Consider the following 16,890-nt stretch of genomic DNA (forward strand, 5'->3'; position numbering starts at 1 on the left):
TTTCTTGTTCTCCCCCCTCAGCCCTTCATCATGTTGATGTCTTCGACCGCGATGGAGCCGCGATTGCGGAAGTAGACCACCAGGATGGCGAGCCCGATCGCCGCTTCGGCGGCGGCCACGGTCAGCACGATCATGGTGAAGATCTGCCCGACCAGATCCCCCAGGTGCGTCGAGAAGGCGACCAGATTGATGTTGACCGCCAGCAGCATCAGCTCGATCGACATCAGGATCACGATGACGTTCTTCCGGTTCAGGAAGATGCCGAAAATCCCCAGCGTGAAGAGGATCGCCGAGAGCGTCAGGTAGTGTGAAAGACCTATTTCAAGCATGATCTAGACCCCGCTCCGGCTCGGTACTTTTTTGACCTCGATGGTATCGCCGACCTTGCGCGACACCTGCTTGGAGATCGACTGGCGGCGCACGCCCTCGCGCTTCCTGAGCGTCAGCACGATGGCGCCGATCATGGCGACCAGCAGGATCATGCCGCAGGCCTGGAAGAGGTAGACGTAGTCGGTGTAGAGCACGCGGCCGATGGCCTCGGTGTTGGTCACCTGATCGATCGGCGGGATCGGTTGCTGGGCGACGCTGGCGGCCTCGGGCGCCACGGCCCAGGCGCCGAACACCAGGATCAGCTCGGCCAGAAGCACCAGACCGATCAAGGCCCCGATGGGCAGGTATTGAAGGAACCCTTGCCGGAGCTCGACGATGTTGATGTCCAGCATCATCACCACGAAGAGGAACAAGACGGCGACCGCGCCGACATAGACCACGACCAGGATCATGGCCAGAAACTCCGCGCCCATCAGCACGAAGATGCCCGAGGCGTTGACGAAGGCCAGGATCAGGAACAGCACGGAATGCACGGGATTGCGCGCGGCGATCACCATGATCGCCGACGCGACGATGATCCCGGCCAGGAGATAGAATACGAGGGCCTGAACGATCATGGCTTCGCGCCCTCCCCTTTTATCTTGTTCAACAACATCCGTTCCCCGTGTCCCTAGTTCCGCGCCCCGTGTGCCTTAGCGGTAGGGCGCGTCCTTGGCGATCGCCTGCGCGATCTCGTACTCCCAACGCTCGCCGTTCTCCAGCAGCTTGTCCTTGTTGTAGAAGAGCTCCTCGCGGGTCTCCGCGGCGAACTCGAAGTTCGGCCCCTCGACGATGGCGTCCACCGGGCAGGCTTCCTGACAGAAGCCGCAGTAGATGCACTTGGTCATGTCGATGTCGTAGCGCGTGGTGCGGCGGCTGCCGTCCTCGCGCGGCTCCGACTCGATGGTGATCGCCAGCGCCGGACAGATCGCCTCGCAGAGCTTGCAGGCGATGCAGCGCTCCTCGCCGTTGGGATAGCGCCTCAGCGCGTGCTCCCCCCGGAAGCGCGGCGAAATCGGCCCCTTCTCGTAGGGGTAGTTCAGCGTCACCTTCGGTGTGAAGAAGTAGCGCAGGGTCATGGCCATGCCGCCCAGCAACTCGGCCAGGAACAGGGACTTAGCGCTGCGATCTATGAAGGACATTATTGCTCGTTACCCTTTGTTATCACTTCGGCAGCCAGTCGAAGGCCACCAGCACACCCGCGGTCAGAACCACCCAAAGCAGCGAGAAGGGAAGGAAGACCTTCCACCCGAGACGCATCAGCTGGTCGTAGCGGTAGCGCGGGAAAGTAGCGCGGACCCAGAGGAAGAAGAACAGCACCAGGCAGATCTTCGCCGCGAACCAGATCGGCCCCGGGATCCAATTGAAGGGCGCGATGTCGATGATCGGCAGCCAGCCCCCCAGGAACAGGATCGTGGTCATCGCGCTCATCAGGATCATGTTGGCGTATTCGCCCAGGAAGAAGAGCGCGAAGGTCATGGAGGAGTATTCGACGAAGAAGCCCGCGACCAGCTCGGACTCGCCTTCGGGCAGGTCGAAGGGCGCGCGGTTGGTCTCCGCCAGGACCGAGATGAAGAAGATCACGAACATCGGCAGCAGCGGCACGGCGAACCAGAGCCCGCGCTGCGCCTCGACGATATCGGTCAGGTTCAGGGAGCCGACGCAGAGCAGCACCGTGATGATCACGAAACCCATGGAAACTTCATAGGAGACCATCTGCGCGGCCGACCGAAGCGCGCCCAGGAAGGGATACTTCGAGTTGGAGGCCCAACCGGCCATGATCACGCCGTAGACGCCGAGCGAGGAAATGGCGAAGAGGTACAGGATGCCGACGTTGATGTCGGAGATCACCAGACCCGGCCCGACCGGGATCACCGCCCAGGCCACCATCGCCAGGATGAAGGTCAGCATCGGCGCGGCGACGAAGACGATCTTGTTGGCGCCCGCGGGCAGGATGGTTTCCTTGAACAGCAGCTTGATGCCGTCGGCCAGAGGCTGCAGAAGCCCCAGCGGCCCGACCGTGTTGGGCCCCTTGCGCAGCTGCATGGCGCCGATCACCTTGCGCTCGGCGTAGGTCAGATAGGCGACGGCGCCCAGCAACGGCACCACGATCGCCAGGATCTGCAGCACGATGATGATGCCGGGCAACGCATAGCCCTGGAAGAACTCAGCCATCGGTGCCCGTCGCCTCCCCCTTGTTCCAGACGAAGGCCTCGCTGCAGGCGGCCATGGTCTCCGACGCCCGTGAGATCGGGTCAGTCATGTAGAAGTTTTCTATTGGAAGATCAAAGGCTTCCGATGCAATCCTCCCATCCATTCCGAAGGCCTCCCAAGCGGCCTTGGGCACCTGATCAATGGCGGCGAAGAGGGGATTGACCTCGATCATGTGCTGGCGCAACTCGCCCAGGCTGTCGTAGGGAAGCGCCTTGCCGGTCAGCGGCGAGAAAGCCCGCAGAATGGTCCAGTCCTCCCGCGCCTCACCCGGCGGAAAGGCAGCCAGGCGCCCGAGCTGCACCCTGCCCTCGACATTGACGTAGGTGCCGTTCTTTTCCGTGTAGGCGGCGCCCGGCAGGATCACATCGGCGCGGTGAGCGCCCGCGTCGCCGTGGTGCCCCTGATAGACGACAAAGCTGTCGCCCAGGCGGCCCATGTCGATCTCGTCCGCGCCCAGCAGCCAGACCAGGCCGATATCGCCCTTCTCGCAGCCCTCCAGGATGCCGGTCGTGTCGCGCCCGCCCTCGCCCGGCGCGAAGCCGATGTCGAGACCGCCGACGCGGCTGGCGGCGCGCTGCAGCACGTTGAAGCCGTTCCAGTCGCCGGAGACCATGCCGAAGCGCTCGGCCACCTGCCGGGCCAGGGCCAGCAGCGCATCGCCGTCCGCGCGCGCCAGGACGCCAGAGCCCAGGATGATCATGGGCTTCTCGGCTTTCTCCAGCACCTCGGCGAAGGCGCCCTTGCCCTCGGCCAGTTCCTTCAGGCTGTCTGGCCCCGCGCCCAGGTAGTCGGTCTCGTAGGTCAGGTCGACCGGCTGGCCGATCACGCCGACCCTGAAGCCGCCCCTCAGGAACCGCTTGCGCAGGCGTGCGTTGACCATGGCCGCTTCCCAGCGCGGGTTGGACCCGACGATGAGACAAGCGTCAGCCTGTTCGATACCCGCGATGGAGCTGTTGAAAAGGTAGGAGGCGCGCACGCCCGGATCGCCCTTGGCGCCGTCCTGGCGGCAATCGATGTTGGCCGAGCCGAGGGAGCTCATCAGGTCCTTCAGCGCCAGCATGGACTCGACCTCGCAGAGATCGCCCGCGATGGCCGCCACCTGCTCGCCCTTCAGCACGGAAAGCTTGTCGGCGATGGCCTGGAAGGCCACCTCCCAGCTCACCGGCTGCAGCTTGCCGTCCCGGCGCAGGTAGGGCCGGTCCAGACGGCGCTTCTTGAGGCCGTCGATGGCATGGCGGGTCTTGTCGTGGATCCACTCCTCGTTGATGCCTTCATGCAGGCGCGGCAGGACCCGCAGGACCTCCCTGCCCCGCACGTCGACGCGGATGTTGGAGCCCACGGCGTCCATAACGTCGACCGAGAGGGTCTTGCGCAACTCCCAGGGGCGCGCGTGGAAGGCGTAGGGACGGCTGGTCAGTGCGCCGACCGGGCAGACATCCACAACGTTGCCGGAAAGCTCCGAGTTCACCGCCTGCTCAAGGCTGGTGATCTCGGCGTGCTCGCCGCGATTGACGAGGCCCATCTGCTCGACGCCGCCGATCTCCGTGGAGAAGCGCACACAGCGCGTGCAGTGGATGCAGCGGGTCATGATCGTCTTGATCAGCGGCCCCATGTACTTCTCGGTGACCGCGCGCTTGTTCTCTTCGTAGCGGCTGCGGTCGAAGCCATAGGCCATGGCCTGGTCCTGAAGGTCGCATTCACCGCCCTGATCGCAGATCGGGCAGTCCAGCGGATGGTTGATCAGAAGGAACTCCATCACGCCCTTGCGCGCCTTCTTGACCTTGTCGGTGTCGGTCTTGATCACCATTCCTTCGCCGACCGGCATGGCGCAGGACGCGATGGGCTTGGGCGCCTTTTCCATCTCGACCAGACACATGCGGCAGTTGCCCGCGATCGACAGGCGGTCGTGATAGCAAAAGCGCGGTATCTCCTTGCCCGCCATCTCGCAGGCTTGGAGCACCGTGACTCCTGCCGGTACTTCGATTTCGATGCCGTCGACGGTTACCTTCGGCATTGCTTACTCCGCTGCCGTTTGGTGGTTTTTCTTATAGTCCGCAATCCGCTTCTCCAGCTCCGGCCGGAAGTGGCGGATCAGGCCCTGGACAGGCCAGGCCGCAGCGTCGCCCAACGCGCAGATGGTATGGCCTTCGACCTGATAGCTGACGTCCAGAAGGTTATCGATCTCCTCGACGTCCGCGCGGCCCTGCACCATGCGGGTCATGACCCGGTACATCCAGCCCGTGCCCTCTCGGCAGGGCGTGCACTGGCCGCAGGACTCATGCATGTAGAAGTGGCTGAAGCGCGCGATGGCCTCGACGATATCGGTCGACTTGTCCATCACCATCACCGCCGCCGTGCCCAGGCCCGACTTCGCCTCCTTAAGCGAATCGAAGTCCATCAGCACGTTGTCGCAGACATCCTTGGGGATGACCGGGACCGAAGAGCCGCCCGGCACTACGGCCAGCAGGTTGTCCCAACCGCCGCGCACCCCGCCCGCGTGCTTTTCGATCAACTCGCGCAGGGGGATGCCCATCTCCTCCTCCACGTTGCAGGGCTGCTCGACGTGGCCGGAGATGGAATAGATCTTGGTGCCGGTGTTGTTCGGGCGACCGAGACCGGCGAACCAGTCCGCGCCGCGCCGCAGGATCGTCGGCGCCACCGCGATGGTCTCCACGTTGTTGACCGTCGAGGGGCAGCCGTAGACGCCCACCGCCGCCGGGAACGGCGGCTTCAGGCGCGGCTGGCCCTTCTTGCCCTCCAGCGATTCGATCAGCGCCGTCTCCTCGCCGCAGATGTAGGCGCCCGCGCCGCGGTGGATGACGATATCGAAGTCATAGCCCGAGCCGCAGGCGTTCTTGCCCAGGTACCCCGCCTCGCGCGCCTCGGCCACGGCCTCCTCCAGGCGCACCCAGGGCTCCCAGTACTCGCCGCGGATATAGATGAAGGCCTTGGTGCAGCGCATGGCGAAGCCCGCGACCAGGCAGCCTTCCAGCAGCATGTGCGGGTCGTTGCGCATGATCTCCCGGTCCTTGCAGGAACCCGGCTCGGATTCGTCCGCGTTGACCACCAGGTAGGCCGGGCGTCCATCGCTCTGCTTGGGCATGAAGGACCACTTCAGGCCGGTCGGAAAGCCCGCCCCGCCGCGCCCGCGCAAGCCGGAGGCCTTGATCCGCTCGACGATCTCCTCGGGGCCCAGGTCCAGCAGCTCCTTGGTCTTGTCCCAGACGCCGCGCTTCTCCGCGCCCTTCAGGCGCCAATCCTGCTGGCCGTAGAGGTTCTGGAAGATGCGGTCCTTGTCACTCAGCATGGCTGCTCACGCCCCCTCCTTGCCGAAGGTGTCCTGAAGCGTGGTCGGGCCCCCTTCCGGGATCGAGGAGAGACGCCCCTTCTGCGACCCGGGCTCGGGCTTCTCGCCCTTGCGCAGAGCCGCCACGATCTCCTTGGCGCGCTCCGGCGTCAGGTCCTCGTAGTAGTCGCGGTCGTTGACCTGGAACATCGGCGCGTTGCAGCAGGCGCCCAGGCACTCGACCTCCGTGACAGTCACCTTGCCGTCTTCGCTGGTCTCGCCCAGCTTGGAGGTGCCGGCGGCTTCGAGACAGGCCTTGGTGATCGCGTCCGACCCGTTGAGCCAGCAGTGCGAGGTGCGGCAGACCTGCACCAGATGGTCGCCCACCGGCTTCTGGTTGAACATGGTGTAGAAGCTGGAGACCTCGTAGACGCGGATCGGCGCCATATCGAGCAGGCGCGCCACGTGTTCGATGCAGGCCGGGGACACCCAGTTGCCGTTCTGCTCCTGCGCCAGATAGAGCAGATAGAGAACCGCGCTCGCCTGCCGTCCCTCGGGATAGCGGGCGATGTAGGCCTCCGCCTTCTTCTGGTTCTCGGGCGTGAACTCGAAGCCCTTATCCCGGGGCTCCGGATGGCTGGTGATCTTGAGGCTCATCGGTCGACCTCCCCGAAGACGATGTCCATGGAGCCGAGGATCGCGACGGAATCGGCCAGCATGTGGCCCTTGCACATGTAATCCATGCCCTGGAGGTGCAGGAAGCCCGGCGCGTGTATGCGGCAGCGGTAGGGACGGTTGGAGCCGTCGGACACCAGATAGACGGCGAACTCGCCCTTGGGCGCCTCGACCGCGCAGTAGGTCTCGCCCGGCGGCACGTGGAAACCCTCGGTGTAGAGCTTGAAGTGGTGGATCAGCGCTTCCATCGACTTCTTCATCTCCGGGCGCTTGGGCGGCACGACCTTGTTGTTGACGGCGGAAACCGGGCCGTCCGGCATGCGCTCGATGCACTGGAGGATCAGGCTGTGGCTCTGTCGCATCTCCTCCATGCGGACGAGATAGCGGTCGAAGCAGTCGCCGTTCTTGCCGACGGGAATGTCGAAGTCCAGCTCCTCATAGCACTCGTAGGGCTGCGACTTGCGCAGGTCCCAGGCGACGCCTGAGCCGCGCAGCATCGGGCCGGTGAAGCCCCAATCGTAGCAGTCCTGGGCCGAGATCACGCCGATGTCCACCGTGCGCTGGCGGAAGATGCGGTTCTCGTTCAACAGCGCTTCGATGTCGTCCAGGTGCTTCAAGAAGCCCTTGGACCAGTCGTGGATATCCTCAAGCAGGCCCGCGGGAATGTCCTGATGCACCCCGCCCGGACGGAAATAGGCCGAGTGGAGCCGGGCGCCGGAGGCGCGCTCATAGAACTCCATCAGCTTTTCGCGTTCCTCGAACATCCAGAGGATCGGCGTCATGGCGCCCACGTCGATGGCGAAGGTCGCGATGTTCAGAAGGTGGTTCAGGATGCGCGTGATCTCGCAGAAGAGGACCCGCACGTACTGCCCGCGCGGCGGAACCTCCAGGCCCAGAAGCTTCTCGGTCGCCAGCACGAAGGCATGCTCCTGCGACATGGGCGACACGTAGTCCAGCCGGTCGAAGTAGGGCATGGCCTGAAGGTAGGTCTTGTATTCGATCAGCTTTTCCGTGCCCCGGTGCAGCAGGCCGATGTGCGGGTCGGCGCGCTCGATCACCTCGCCGTCCATCTCCAGCACCAAGCGCAGCACGCCGTGGGCGGCGGGATGCTGCGGGCCGAAGTTCAGCGTGAAGGGGCGGATCTTGGTCTCAGCCATCAGGAAGCCCCCTCTTCTTTCTTCTTCTCGGCCTTCTCGTCGCCCGGCAGGTGCAGGATGCCCTCCCAGGGGCTGACGAAGTCGAAGGTGCGGAAGTCCTGGGTCAGCTTCACGGGCTCGTAGACCACGCGCTTCTGGGTCTCGTCATAGCGCAGCTCGACGTGACCGGTCAGCGGGAAGTCCTTGCGCAGCGGGTGCCCTTCAAAACCGTAGTCGGTGAGGATGCGGCGCAGGTCGGGGTGATCGGCGAAATAGACGCCGTAGAGGTCCCAGACCTCCCGCTCCATCCAGCCCGCGGAGGGAAAGAGGGAGACGACGGAGGGCAGCGTGTCCTCCTCGCCCGCCGACACCTTCACGCGGATGCGCTGGTTGTGGATCAGGGAAAGCAGGTTGTAGACCACCTCGAAACGCTCTTCGCGCGAGGGGTAATCAACCGCCGTGATGTCGAGAAGCTGCTGGAACTTCAGGTTCTGGTCGTCGCGCAGATGCTTCAAGAGCACCGGCAAACCGGTCTTGCTGGTCCAGACGATCAGCTCGCCCACCACCTCTTCGACCTGCAGGACTTCCGAGGGGCGTGTCGCCTCCAGAAGATCGGCCATTTCCTTCAAAGCTTCGTTCATATCGGCTTTCGTTCGACTTCCCTGGAGGAGCCACGCTGAATCAACGCGCCCCTGTTAGCGTGACAGCCCGCCCTGACGGCGGATCTTCTTCTGCAGCTGCAAAATGCCATAGAGCAGCGCTTCTGCGGTCGGCGGGCAACCCGGCACGTAGATATCGACCGGCACGATCCGGTCGCAGCCGCGCACCACGGAATAGGAGTAGTGGTAGTAGCCACCGCCGTTTGCGCAGGAGCCCATGGAGAGCACGTAGCGCGGCTCTGCCATCTGGTCGTAAACCTTGCGCAGGGCCGGCGCCATCTTGTTGCAGAGCGTGCCGGCGACGATCATCACATCCGATTGGCGCGGGCTCGGCCGGAACACCATGCCGAAGCGGTCGAGATCGTAGCGGCTACAGGCCGTGTGCATCATTTCGACCGCGCAGCACGCCAACCCGAAGGTCATGGGCCAGAGCGAGCCCGACTGGGCCCAGGCTCCGAGCTTGTCCAACTGAGCGACCACGAAACCCTTGTCCTGGAGCTCGTCGTTGACCTTCTTGAAGATCAAGTCCTGCTCGGCGCCGGGGGGCAGCGGCGCCGCCGCGTCGAGCGCGCCTGTCGCCTTTACTCCCATTCCAAAGCTCCCTTTCGCCATTCGTAGATGAAGCCGATGGTCAGAACGCCCAGGAACACCATCATGGACCAGAAGCCGAAGACGCCGATCTCGCCCAGGGACACGGCCCAGGGGAAGAGGAAGGCGACTTCCAGATCGAAGATGATGAACAGCAGGGTGACCAGATAGAAGCGCACGTCGAAACGGCTGCGTGCGTCGTCGAAAGCCTCGAAGCCGGATTCGTACGCCGAGAGCTTCTCGGGATCGGGGCGCTGCGGCGCCACGACGAAGGAGGCGATCACCATCGCGCCCGCCAAGCCGATCGCCAGCCCGATAAAGATAAGGATCGGGAGGTATTCGATTAAGAGTGCGTCCATATCCTCCGCTCCAAATGCCCGTTCGGCGGCGGCTCCGCGCTCGGGACTATAACGACCTCGCCTTACGCCGCAAGCCGCAAACGCAAGCGGCGGCAGGCGCAATGCTTCCCATGGAAGCTGCCAGCCGGACAAGCTCCATTAAAGCTACCGCATTGCAACACGCAAAGACGTGGAAAGCAAAGCCCCCAAGCGCTCTTAAAAGCACCGGGAACAAGAGACGCGCGGCAGCGCCGCCGCCGGTGAGCGGGAGAACGCCCGATTCTGCTTTCGGATTGCGATTTTGAAGGAGAACCGGGAAATGGCGGGAGTGACGGGACTCGAACCCGCGGCCTCTGGCGTGACAGGCCAGCGCTCTAACCGACTGAGCTACACCCCCGGAACCTTCCAGATTGGACTTCGTCCAGGGCGCCGCAGCCGTGACCGCGACGGAGCCGTGACTTACTCCAGCCCCCCGTGGCTGTCAAGCGAGCTGACGCGATTTTTGACCGCTTCCCGGCTGCCCGGCGAAGCGCAAGGGGCGGCGGGAGAAGCCGGCCTTTGCATATCGCCGTCCAGCGTGCAGACTCCTTTGCGTTCCAGAGGGGGAAGCCGCCGGACATGAGCAGCAAGAAACCTGAAAGCGAGCCTACGGTCCAAGCCAAGCTGCGTGCGCTCTACTTCGGAGACAGCCGCCTTTCCACACGCTTTCGTATCGGGTTGCTGATCTTCGATATCGCGACCCTGATTTTCTTCGTGGTGACCACGGCCCTACCCACAGGGACCAACCATTTCGGGCTGGACTACATCATTGCCGCGGTCATCGCCGCCGATCTCGCGGCCCGCACGATCATCGCGCCGCGCACCTGGCGCAGTCTCATGAGCCCCTTTGCTGTCGTGGACCTGCTGGTGATCTTCTCGCTGCTGGCGCCGCTGATCTTCGACAACCTCGCCTTCCTCAGGGTCTTGAGGATGCTGCGGCTGCTGCGCAGCTACCATGTCGTGAAGGAGTTGCGGGGGCATGTCGCGTGGTTCCGCAACAACGAGGACGCCCTGCGCTCGGCCACCAACCTCGTGGTCTTCGTCTTCTTCGTCTCGGCCGTCGTCTTCGTGCTGGAAGGGCGGAGCAATCCCGGCATCAGCTCCTTCCTGGATGCGCTCTATTTCACGGTCACCAGCCTGACCACCACGGGCTACGGCGACATCACCATGACGGACACCACCGGCCGGATCCTGACCGTCGTCATCATGGTGGTCGGCGTGGCGCTGTTCCTGCGTCTGGCGCAAACCATGTTCCGCCCGCAGAAGGTCCGCCACACCTGCGAGCAGTGCGGGCTGACCCGGCACGATCCCGATGCCGTGCACTGCAAGCACTGCGGCAACACTCTGAAAATAAAGACGGAAGGTGGCGATTGAGCCTGCTCGACCCGGCCCTGCGGCTGACGGCGCGGCGCTGGCCGACAGTGACCCTAGTGGTACTGGCGGCGATCAGCTACCTCTCCCTGGCGCCGCTCGATCAGCTGCCACCGGCGCCGGGCGGCGACAAGCTGCACCACCTGGCAGCCTATGCGCTGCTCGCCCTGCCCTCCGCGCTCGCCAGGCCGAAGGCTTGGCCGCTCCTGCTCTGCGGGTTCGTGGCCTGGGGCGGGGTCGTTGAACTGATACAGCCCTTCGTCAACCGCTATGGGGAGATGCTGGATTTTCTGGCCAACGCCGCGGGCGTCGCGATCGGTGCGGCGCTTGGCGCCTGGGCCCGCCGGTCACTCAGCTGAGGACTTGCGTGACAGCAGCGCCGCCCCCGCCATGGCAAGAACCGCCCCCAGCGCGTTGAACACAAGGTCGAGGGCCGTGTTGTAGTAACCGCCCACGTTGGTGTTCGGCAGCATCACCACGGCCATGAACTCGATGATCTCATTGACAGCCCCCAAGCCCATGGCGCCCAAGGCCGGAAACACGTAGAGCGACTTGCTGCCCGCCACGCCCGGGAAGGCGCGCAGCAGCAGATGCCGCAACACCAGCGCGGCGACGCCGAATCCGTAAGCATGCACCACCTGATCGTACTTCAGGACGGTGAACTCCCCCTCGCCCGCGATGGGGACGAGCCGGTAGGCGTAGAGCACGCTGTCGCCGACCTGGACGCCGCCCCCGGCCATGTGCGCCAAGCCCCAGAGGCTCAGGGCCCAAAGAAGGTAGGCGGGAAACTCCGCCGCCCGCGCGCCTGCAAGCGCCAGCCCCATCAGCACGAGCATGGTGGTGACGTACCAGAGGAACTCATGGTTCCCGATGGCGAGGAAGTAGACCGAGAAGAGTCCGACATAGCCGAGCGTGAAAAGAAGCACCGCCCATTCCCGGGGCTTTAAGGAGAAACCCCCGCCGTTGTCACGCTGCGGCATGTCGTCCTATCCCTCCCGCTGCCCATGAAGGAGCCGCTGCGCTATGCGACATTGGTCTTTCCTCCCGCGGCGATATGACCCGCCAGATACTCCGCATCGGGCCAAACGCCCCAAATGAATGACGAGCCCCGGCAGGACAGCCACGGCAAGCCCAGGAAATAGAGCCCCGGCTCGACCGAGACGCCGCGCCTATGCCTGGGTCTGCCGCTTTCATCGAAGACGTCTAGATCGAGCCAGCCAAAGTCGAGGGCGTAGCCCGTCGCCCAGATGATCGAGGTGATACCGGCCTCTGCAAGGTCCAACGTCAAAATCGGGTTGGTCATGCAAGCCGGGTCCGGGCCGATCTCGTGGGCCTCAGGTTCCTCCGGCATATCGAGGCCCTGGCGTGCGACATAGTCATCCGCCTCGGCCAGCAGCGAGAGGTAGTTGGCGTCACCCTGGGCGATGTTGCGCGCGAGATCAGGGGCGAAGCTCAGGACGCCCTCCTTGCAAGCGTCGGTCCGGCCAAGGAGCGTCATGCCGCGCGCGGCGAGGCGCCGGAAGTCGACGGTCTGCCCGCCGTGCGCGCCGCTCACGGCGATGGTGACATGCTCCATGCCGGGCTCCAGCGCCTTGATCTCCCACTTGCCGAGAACCCGGAGCCACCAAACGAAATCCTTGCCGCGGTAGCGCCGGGGCGGGCGGTCGTGCGGGCCGACGGAGAGGTATACCGGCCTGCCCGCTCTCAGCAGTTCATCGGCGATCTGGACGCCCGACGACCCGGCGCCCACCACCAGCACCGCCCCCTCGGGCAGCTGGGCCGGATTCCGGTAGTTGTAGGAATGGATCTGCAGGAGGCCTGCCTCTTCAGGCACGATCGGGGGAATGATCGGGCGTTGGAAAGGCCCGGTCGCGGCGACCAGGTTCCTGGCCTCGATCACACCGTCCGACGTCTCGACGGTGAAGGCTGCCTCGCCCGCCTTGCGCTGAACCCGCGTCACCTCCACGCCGCAGCGGATCGGCGCCTTGATCTGCTCGGCATAGGCCTCGAAGTAGTCCGCGATCTCGTCCTTCGGCGGAAAGCCGTCGGGGCCGGTCACGGAGAACTCCCTGTCCGGGAAACGGTCATGCCAGGCCGGGCCGTTGGCGACCAGGGAATCCCAGCGCCCGCTGCGCCAACGCTCGGCGATCCGGGAGCGCTCGACAACCAGATGGGAAAGCCCCTGGCGGCTGAGATGCTTGCTCATCGCCAAGCCGGCCTGTCCGCCGCCCACCACCAGTGTCTCGACTTTCTCGTTCGGCATCTCACCTTCCCATTCCGGCATCAGGGCCTTTCGAAACCCCGCTCAAGAAGTCTATTTCAGACGCTTGCTTTGAAGAAGGGATAGATCGCGGGAACAGGCCCCACCCCCCGCGAGGACTAGGGGTCAGGAAAATCACCTCTCCGCCGAAGTGGAGAGGTGATCGCTCGTCCTGGAGGCGGGAAAAGAAGCTTAGGGCTTGATGTAGGTATAGCCCTGCTGCTGCAGATGGGAGAGTTCGGCCACGCCCGAGGGCACGATGTCCTGGTCCCAGACATCGTAGAGGTCGTTCTGGTAGCTGATGTTGCGGCCGGTCAGCGTGTTGTTGCAGACATAGAAACCGACATTCTGACCCTTGAGCGAGGCGACCGTGGTTTGGAGCGTGTCGTCGCTCTTGGCGCTCATGAGAAGACCAACGCCATTGCCATGGAGCACCACCTTCAGGTCGAGGTTCTCCGCGCCCACGGCATTGATGTGGTTCTGAATGTTCCGCATGGCGCCCTTGTAGGCCTTGTCGCCCTCACCACCCGGATAGTTGATGTGATAGACGACCTTCTGCTTGCCGTAGCCCTCCGCGGCGGCCTCTTGACCAGCCGGGAAAGCCACGAGTGCCACGAGGGTCAAAGCGGATAACAGTTTCATGGCGAGTGTCATCTGAGTTCCTCCCAAGATTTTTCTATTGTAGGAGGAGCTTATATTAATATTCGCATATTTGGAATGGTTTGGGCTGGAAGGTGGTGGGCGGTGACAGGCTCGAACTGCCGACCCTCTCGGTGTAAACGAGATGCTCTACCAACTGAGCTAACCGCCCATCTCGGCGGAACCATCGCACCCGTTTAGCGGTGCGAATGCCGCAGCGCCGCTCTTCTACCGCAAAAACCTTGAAAGAAAAACGGCCGTTGCGCGGTTTCCCGTCGCAACAGCCGTTTTCTTGAAACCTGGTCGACGCTCGTTTTAGTTGACGGCGTCCTTCAGGGCCTTGCCAGCCTTGAATTTCGGCTGCTTGGAGGCCGGGATGTGGATCTTCTCACCGGTGCGCGGGTTACGGCCCTCGGAGGCGGCGCGCTGGCTGACGGCGAAGTTGCCGAAGCCGACCAGCCGGACATCGTCACCGGACTTCAAAGCACCGGTGATGGAATCGAAAACCGCGTCAACGGCCTTTGCGGCGTCGGCCTTCGAGAGACCGGTGCCGGACGCGACGGTGGAAATCAGATCGTTTTTGTTCACGTCGAACCCCCCTTCCAATAAAGCTGCGGGTGTCTTTTGGAATCTAACAAAGCGAAAACCGCTTCAGACCCGTAGATTTTACCGGCGGGGATTCAGCCGCGTCAACGCGCGAAGCTGTGGAAAGCGTGGGAAAACCGCCAGTTTCAGCGGATTTCCCACGCGACTCGGGTGGTTAGTGGGTGACAACCTCTTTGTGGTCGCCCCCGTCCTTCGCCAAAGCGGCCCTTTCGAGCTCATCCTCCTCGGTCCACTCAATCGGAGTCGGAGCCTCCGTGAGCGCGATCTTGAGGACTTCGTCCACGGTATCGACCGGTTTGATGGTCAACTCCTTGAGGACGTTCTCGGGGATATCCGCCAAGTCCTTCTCGTTCTCCTTGGGGATGATCACGGTCTTGATGCCGGCCCGCAGCGCCGCCAGCAGCTTTTCCTTCAAGCCGCCGATGGCGAGGACCCGGCCCCTCAAGGTGATCTCGCCCGTCATGCCGACCTCGCTTCGGATCGGAATGCCGGTCAGGACGGACACGATGGCGGTCACCATGGCGGTGCCGGCCGAGGGGCCGTCCTTGGGCGTGGCGCCCTCGGGAACGTGGACGTGGATCGCCTTGCGGTCGAACAGCGTCGGCTTGATGCCGAACTCGATCGCGCGGCTCTTGATGTAGTACTCGGCGGCCTGGATCGATTCCTTCATCACGTCGCCCAGCTTGCCGGTCGAGCTGACGCGGCCCTTGCCGGGAACGGTGACGGCTTCGATCTGCAGGATTTCCCCGCCCACTTCGGTCCAGGCCAGTCCGGTCGAGACACCGATGATGTCTTCCTTCTCGGCCTCGGACGAGCGGTAGCGCGGCACGCCGGCGTACTTGTCGAGGTTCTCCGGCGTGACCTCCACGGAGTCATGCTCCTCCAGCGCGATCTCCTTGACCGCCTTGCGCGCCAGATTGGCGAGCTCGCGCTCAAGGTTACGCACGCCCGCCTCACGGGTGTAGAGGCGGATCAACTGGCGCAGGGCCTCGTCCGTGATCGACCACTCGGACTTCTTCAAGCCGTGGTTGGCGATCAGCTTATCCAGCAGGTGACGCTTGGCGATCTCGACCTTCTCATCCTCGGTGTAGCCGGGGATGCGGATCACCTCCATGCGGTCCAGCAGCGGCTGCGGCATGCGCAGCGTGTTGGCCGTGGTGATGAACATCACGTCCGAGAGGTCGTAGTCGACCTCCAGGTAGTGATCGTTGAAGGTGCCGTTCTGCTCCGGGTCCAGGACCTCGAGCAGGGCCGACGAGGGGTCGCCGCGGAAGTCGTTGCCGAGCTTGTCGATCTCGTCCAGCAGGAACAGCGGGTTGGATTTCCCGGCCTTCTTCATGCCCTGGACGATCTTGCCCGGAAGCGAGCCGATGTAGGTCCGGCGGTGTCCGCGGATCTCGGCCTCGTCGCGCACGCCGCCCAGCGAGATGCGGACGAACTTGCGGCCCGTGGCCTCCGCCATGGACTTGCCGAGGGAGGTCTTGCCGACGCCCGGAGGTCCGACGAGGCAGAGGATCGGCCCCTTGACCTTCTTCATGCGGCCCTGAACGGCGAGATACTCGAGGATGCGCTCCTTGACCTTCTCCAGACCGTAGTGATCGCGGTCCAGGATCTCCTGAGCGATCTTCAGGTCGTTACGCGTCTTGGTGCGCTTCTTCCAGGGGATGCCCACCAGCCAGTCCAGGTAGTTGCGCACCACCGTGGCTTCGGCCGACATGGGGCTCATGTTGCGCAGCTTGCGCAGCTCGCCCTGGGCCTTGTCGCGGGCTTCCTTGGAGAAACGCGTCTTGCGGATCTTCTCTTCGAGCTCGCCGAGTTCGTCCTTGCCGTCCTCGCCCTCGCCCAGCTCCTTCTGGATCGCCTTTAGCTGTTCGTTCAGATAGTACTCGCGCTGGGTCTTCTCCATCTGCCGCTTGACGCGGTTGCGGATGCGCTTTTCCACCTGCAGCACGCCGATCTCGTTCTCCATGAAGGAGTAGACCTTCTCCAGACGGTCGGCGACGGCGCGCAGTTCCAGAAGCTCCTGCTTCTCGGCGATCTTGAGGTTGAGGTGCGAAGCGACCGTATCGGCCAGCTTGCTCGGCTCTTCGATCTGATTGACCGAGGAGAGAACCTCGGGCGGGATCTTCTTGTTGAGCTTGATGTACTGCTCGAACTCGCCCACGACCGTGCGGCCGAGCGCGTCCAGCTCGCGCTCATCGGCGCGCTCTTCCTCCAACACCTCAGCCGAGGCCTGGAAGAACTCCGGATTCTCTCCGTAGGAAACGATTTTGGCGCGGTGGCTGCCCTCGACCAGCACCTTCACGGTGCCATCGGGCAGCTTCAGCAACTGCAGGATCGTTCCGATGGTGCCCACCTCGTAGAGGTCTTCGGGCTGCGGATCGTCCTGGGCGGCGTTCTTCTGGGTGACGAGCAGGATCTGCTTGTCATCCTTCATCACGTCTTCCAGCGCCCGCACGGATTTCTCGCGGCCCACGAAGAGCGGCACGATCATGTGCGGGAAAACCACGATGTCCCTCAGGGGAAGGACGGGGAAGACGGCGCCTTTGGCGAGATCAGACATATGTCCCCTTTCAACAGCATTCCTTGTCCGGGTCAAACCATCCCCAACATGGGCAACGATTCCCGGAATACGCCAGTTCTCTAAAGAAAAGACGAACCAGCGCGGTCAAAGAACAAATTGGGCAGATAGCACCCCTTGTTCAAGGGC

At 63.7% G+C, this 16,890-nt stretch carries 18 protein-coding genes and 2 tRNA genes; 2 read left to right on the plus strand and 18 right to left on the minus strand.

What is annotated here, in order from left to right:
- Positions 1 to 17: 17 nt before the first annotated feature.
- The 12 genes from nuoK to P8X75_02000 all read right to left on the minus strand — a co-directional run bounded on the left by nuoK (position 18) and on the right by P8X75_02000 (position 9,662).
- Complete coding sequence (gene nuoK, locus P8X75_01945) at positions 18 to 329, minus strand: NADH-quinone oxidoreductase subunit NuoK (GenBank protein ID MEJ1993962.1); 312 nt, start codon at positions 327 to 329, stop codon at positions 18 to 20.
- 3 nt (positions 330 to 332) lie between these two features.
- On the minus strand, positions 333 to 947 hold the full coding sequence (locus P8X75_01950) for an NADH-quinone oxidoreductase subunit J (protein ID MEJ1993963.1): 615 nt from the start codon (positions 945 to 947) through the stop codon (positions 333 to 335).
- A 75-nt stretch (positions 948 to 1,022) separates the two neighbouring features.
- Positions 1,023 to 1,511 (minus strand): NADH-quinone oxidoreductase subunit NuoI, encoded by a 489-nt coding sequence (gene nuoI, locus P8X75_01955; protein MEJ1993964.1) that lies wholly within the window; start codon positions 1,509 to 1,511, stop codon positions 1,023 to 1,025.
- A gap of 22 nt (positions 1,512 to 1,533) precedes the next feature.
- Positions 1,534 to 2,544, minus strand: a complete 1,011-nt coding sequence (nuoH, locus tag P8X75_01960; GenBank protein ID MEJ1993965.1) for an NADH-quinone oxidoreductase subunit NuoH — start codon at positions 2,542 to 2,544, stop codon at positions 1,534 to 1,536.
- Positions 2,537 to 4,597 carry an NADH-quinone oxidoreductase subunit NuoG gene (nuoG, locus tag P8X75_01965; GenBank protein ID MEJ1993966.1) on the minus strand — a complete coding sequence of 687 codons (2,061 nt, stop codon included), beginning with the start codon at positions 4,595 to 4,597 and terminating at the stop codon, positions 2,537 to 2,539. Before nuoG ends, nuoH begins: the two co-directional genes overlap by 8 nt.
- A 3-nt stretch (positions 4,598 to 4,600) precedes the next feature.
- Entirely contained in the window at positions 4,601 to 5,890 is a 1,290-nt protein-coding gene (gene nuoF / locus P8X75_01970; GenBank protein ID MEJ1993967.1) for an NADH-quinone oxidoreductase subunit NuoF, read from the minus strand.
- Between the two features lie 6 nt (positions 5,891 to 5,896).
- A complete protein-coding gene (gene nuoE, locus P8X75_01975) occupies positions 5,897 to 6,526 on the minus strand; it encodes an NADH-quinone oxidoreductase subunit NuoE (GenBank protein MEJ1993968.1) in 630 nt (209 codons plus the stop codon).
- Positions 6,523 to 7,701, minus strand: a complete 1,179-nt coding sequence (locus P8X75_01980; protein MEJ1993969.1) for an NADH-quinone oxidoreductase subunit D — start codon at positions 7,699 to 7,701, stop codon at positions 6,523 to 6,525. The genes nuoE and P8X75_01980 overlap by 4 nt, the downstream gene beginning before the upstream one ends.
- Positions 7,701 to 8,321, minus strand: a complete 621-nt coding sequence (locus P8X75_01985; GenBank protein MEJ1993970.1) for an NADH-quinone oxidoreductase subunit C — start codon at positions 8,319 to 8,321, stop codon at positions 7,701 to 7,703. The genes P8X75_01980 and P8X75_01985 overlap by 1 nt, the downstream gene beginning before the upstream one ends.
- A 54-nt stretch (positions 8,322 to 8,375) precedes the next feature.
- Positions 8,376 to 8,930, minus strand: a complete 555-nt coding sequence (locus P8X75_01990; protein ID MEJ1993971.1) for an NADH-quinone oxidoreductase subunit B — start codon at positions 8,928 to 8,930, stop codon at positions 8,376 to 8,378.
- Positions 8,921 to 9,286: an NADH-quinone oxidoreductase subunit A gene (locus P8X75_01995; GenBank protein MEJ1993972.1), complete on the minus strand. Its 366-nt coding sequence runs from the start codon at positions 9,284 to 9,286 to the stop codon at positions 8,921 to 8,923. Before P8X75_01995 ends, P8X75_01990 begins: the two co-directional genes overlap by 10 nt.
- 299 nt (positions 9,287 to 9,585) lie before the next feature.
- Positions 9,586 to 9,662: transfer RNA gene (locus tag P8X75_02000), tRNA-Asp, on the minus strand.
- A 221-nt stretch (positions 9,663 to 9,883) separates the two neighbouring features.
- Between P8X75_02000 and P8X75_02005 the strand changes: the two genes are divergently transcribed.
- Positions 9,884 to 10,678 carry a potassium channel family protein gene (locus tag P8X75_02005; GenBank protein ID MEJ1993973.1) on the plus strand — a complete coding sequence of 265 codons (795 nt, stop codon included), beginning with the start codon at positions 9,884 to 9,886 and terminating at the stop codon, positions 10,676 to 10,678.
- Positions 10,679 to 10,725: 47 nt separating this feature from the next.
- The gene (locus P8X75_02010) at positions 10,726 to 11,034 is read left to right on the plus strand and encodes a hypothetical protein (GenBank protein MEJ1993974.1); all 309 of its coding nucleotides are present in this window, start codon (positions 10,726 to 10,728) and stop codon (positions 11,032 to 11,034) included.
- On the opposite strand, the gene P8X75_02015 is transcribed toward P8X75_02010, so the two are convergent.
- The 6 genes from P8X75_02015 to lon form a co-directional block, all read right to left on the minus strand.
- Entirely contained in the window at positions 11,023 to 11,655 is a 633-nt protein-coding gene (locus P8X75_02015; protein ID MEJ1993975.1) for a DUF2238 domain-containing protein, read from the minus strand. The two genes, P8X75_02010 and P8X75_02015, sit on opposite strands and share 12 nt — an antisense overlap.
- Positions 11,656 to 11,696: 41 nt before the next feature.
- On the minus strand, positions 11,697 to 12,938 hold the full coding sequence (locus P8X75_02020; protein ID MEJ1993976.1) for an NAD(P)/FAD-dependent oxidoreductase: 1,242 nt from the start codon (positions 12,936 to 12,938) through the stop codon (positions 11,697 to 11,699).
- 189 nt (positions 12,939 to 13,127) lie between these two features.
- Positions 13,128 to 13,577, minus strand: a complete 450-nt coding sequence (locus P8X75_02025) for a DsrE family protein (GenBank protein ID MEJ1993977.1) — start codon at positions 13,575 to 13,577, stop codon at positions 13,128 to 13,130.
- A gap of 93 nt (positions 13,578 to 13,670) precedes the next feature.
- Positions 13,671 to 13,746, minus strand: a tRNA-Val gene (locus P8X75_02030).
- A 143-nt stretch (positions 13,747 to 13,889) separates the two neighbouring features.
- Positions 13,890 to 14,162 (minus strand): HU family DNA-binding protein, encoded by a 273-nt coding sequence (locus P8X75_02035; GenBank protein ID MEJ1993978.1) that lies wholly within the window; start codon positions 14,160 to 14,162, stop codon positions 13,890 to 13,892.
- A gap of 172 nt (positions 14,163 to 14,334) precedes the next feature.
- Positions 14,335 to 16,743 carry an endopeptidase La gene (gene lon / locus P8X75_02040; protein ID MEJ1993979.1) on the minus strand — a complete coding sequence of 803 codons (2,409 nt, stop codon included), beginning with the start codon at positions 16,741 to 16,743 and terminating at the stop codon, positions 14,335 to 14,337.
- Positions 16,744 to 16,890 lie beyond the last annotated feature (147 nt).

This window comes from Limibacillus sp., from assembly GCA_037379885.1.
Classification (GTDB): Bacteria; Pseudomonadota; Alphaproteobacteria; order Kiloniellales; family CECT-8803; genus JARRJC01.

Bases quoted from the DNA above. Each gene is read 5' to 3' on its own strand.
- P8X75_01950 (MEJ1993963.1), bottom strand. From the start codon at position 947: ATGATCGTTCAGGCCCTCGTATTCTATCTCCTGGCCGGGATCATCGTC.
- P8X75_01990 (MEJ1993971.1), bottom strand. From the start codon at position 8,930: ATGGGAGTAAAGGCGACAGGCGCGCTCGACGCGGCGGCGCCGCTGCCC.
- nuoG (MEJ1993966.1), bottom strand. From the start codon at position 4,597: ATGCCGAAGGTAACCGTCGACGGCATCGAAATCGAAGTACCGGCAGGA.
- nuoF (MEJ1993967.1), bottom strand. From the start codon at position 5,890: ATGCTGAGTGACAAGGACCGCATCTTCCAGAACCTCTACGGCCAGCAG.
- P8X75_01985 (MEJ1993970.1), bottom strand. From the start codon at position 8,321: ATGAACGAAGCTTTGAAGGAAATGGCCGATCTTCTGGAGGCGACACGC.
- P8X75_01980 (MEJ1993969.1), bottom strand. From the start codon at position 7,701: ATGGCTGAGACCAAGATCCGCCCCTTCACGCTGAACTTCGGCCCGCAG.
- nuoH (MEJ1993965.1), bottom strand. From the start codon at position 2,544: ATGGCTGAGTTCTTCCAGGGCTATGCGTTGCCCGGCATCATCATCGTG.
- lon (MEJ1993979.1), bottom strand. From the start codon at position 16,743: ATGTCTGATCTCGCCAAAGGCGCCGTCTTCCCCGTCCTTCCCCTGAGG.
- P8X75_02015 (MEJ1993975.1), bottom strand. From the start codon at position 11,655: ATGCCGCAGCGTGACAACGGCGGGGGTTTCTCCTTAAAGCCCCGGGAA.
- nuoK (MEJ1993962.1), bottom strand. From the start codon at position 329: ATGCTTGAAATAGGTCTTTCACACTACCTGACGCTCTCGGCGATCCTC.
- P8X75_02020 (MEJ1993976.1), bottom strand. From the start codon at position 12,938: ATGCCGAACGAGAAAGTCGAGACACTGGTGGTGGGCGGCGGACAGGCC.
- P8X75_01995 (MEJ1993972.1), bottom strand. From the start codon at position 9,286: ATGGACGCACTCTTAATCGAATACCTCCCGATCCTTATCTTTATCGGG.
- P8X75_02005 (MEJ1993973.1), top strand. From the start codon at position 9,884: ATGAGCAGCAAGAAACCTGAAAGCGAGCCTACGGTCCAAGCCAAGCTG.
- nuoE (MEJ1993968.1), bottom strand. From the start codon at position 6,526: ATGAGCCTCAAGATCACCAGCCATCCGGAGCCCCGGGATAAGGGCTTC.
- P8X75_02025 (MEJ1993977.1), bottom strand. From the start codon at position 13,577: ATGAAACTGTTATCCGCTTTGACCCTCGTGGCACTCGTGGCTTTCCCG.
- nuoI (MEJ1993964.1), bottom strand. From the start codon at position 1,511: ATGTCCTTCATAGATCGCAGCGCTAAGTCCCTGTTCCTGGCCGAGTTG.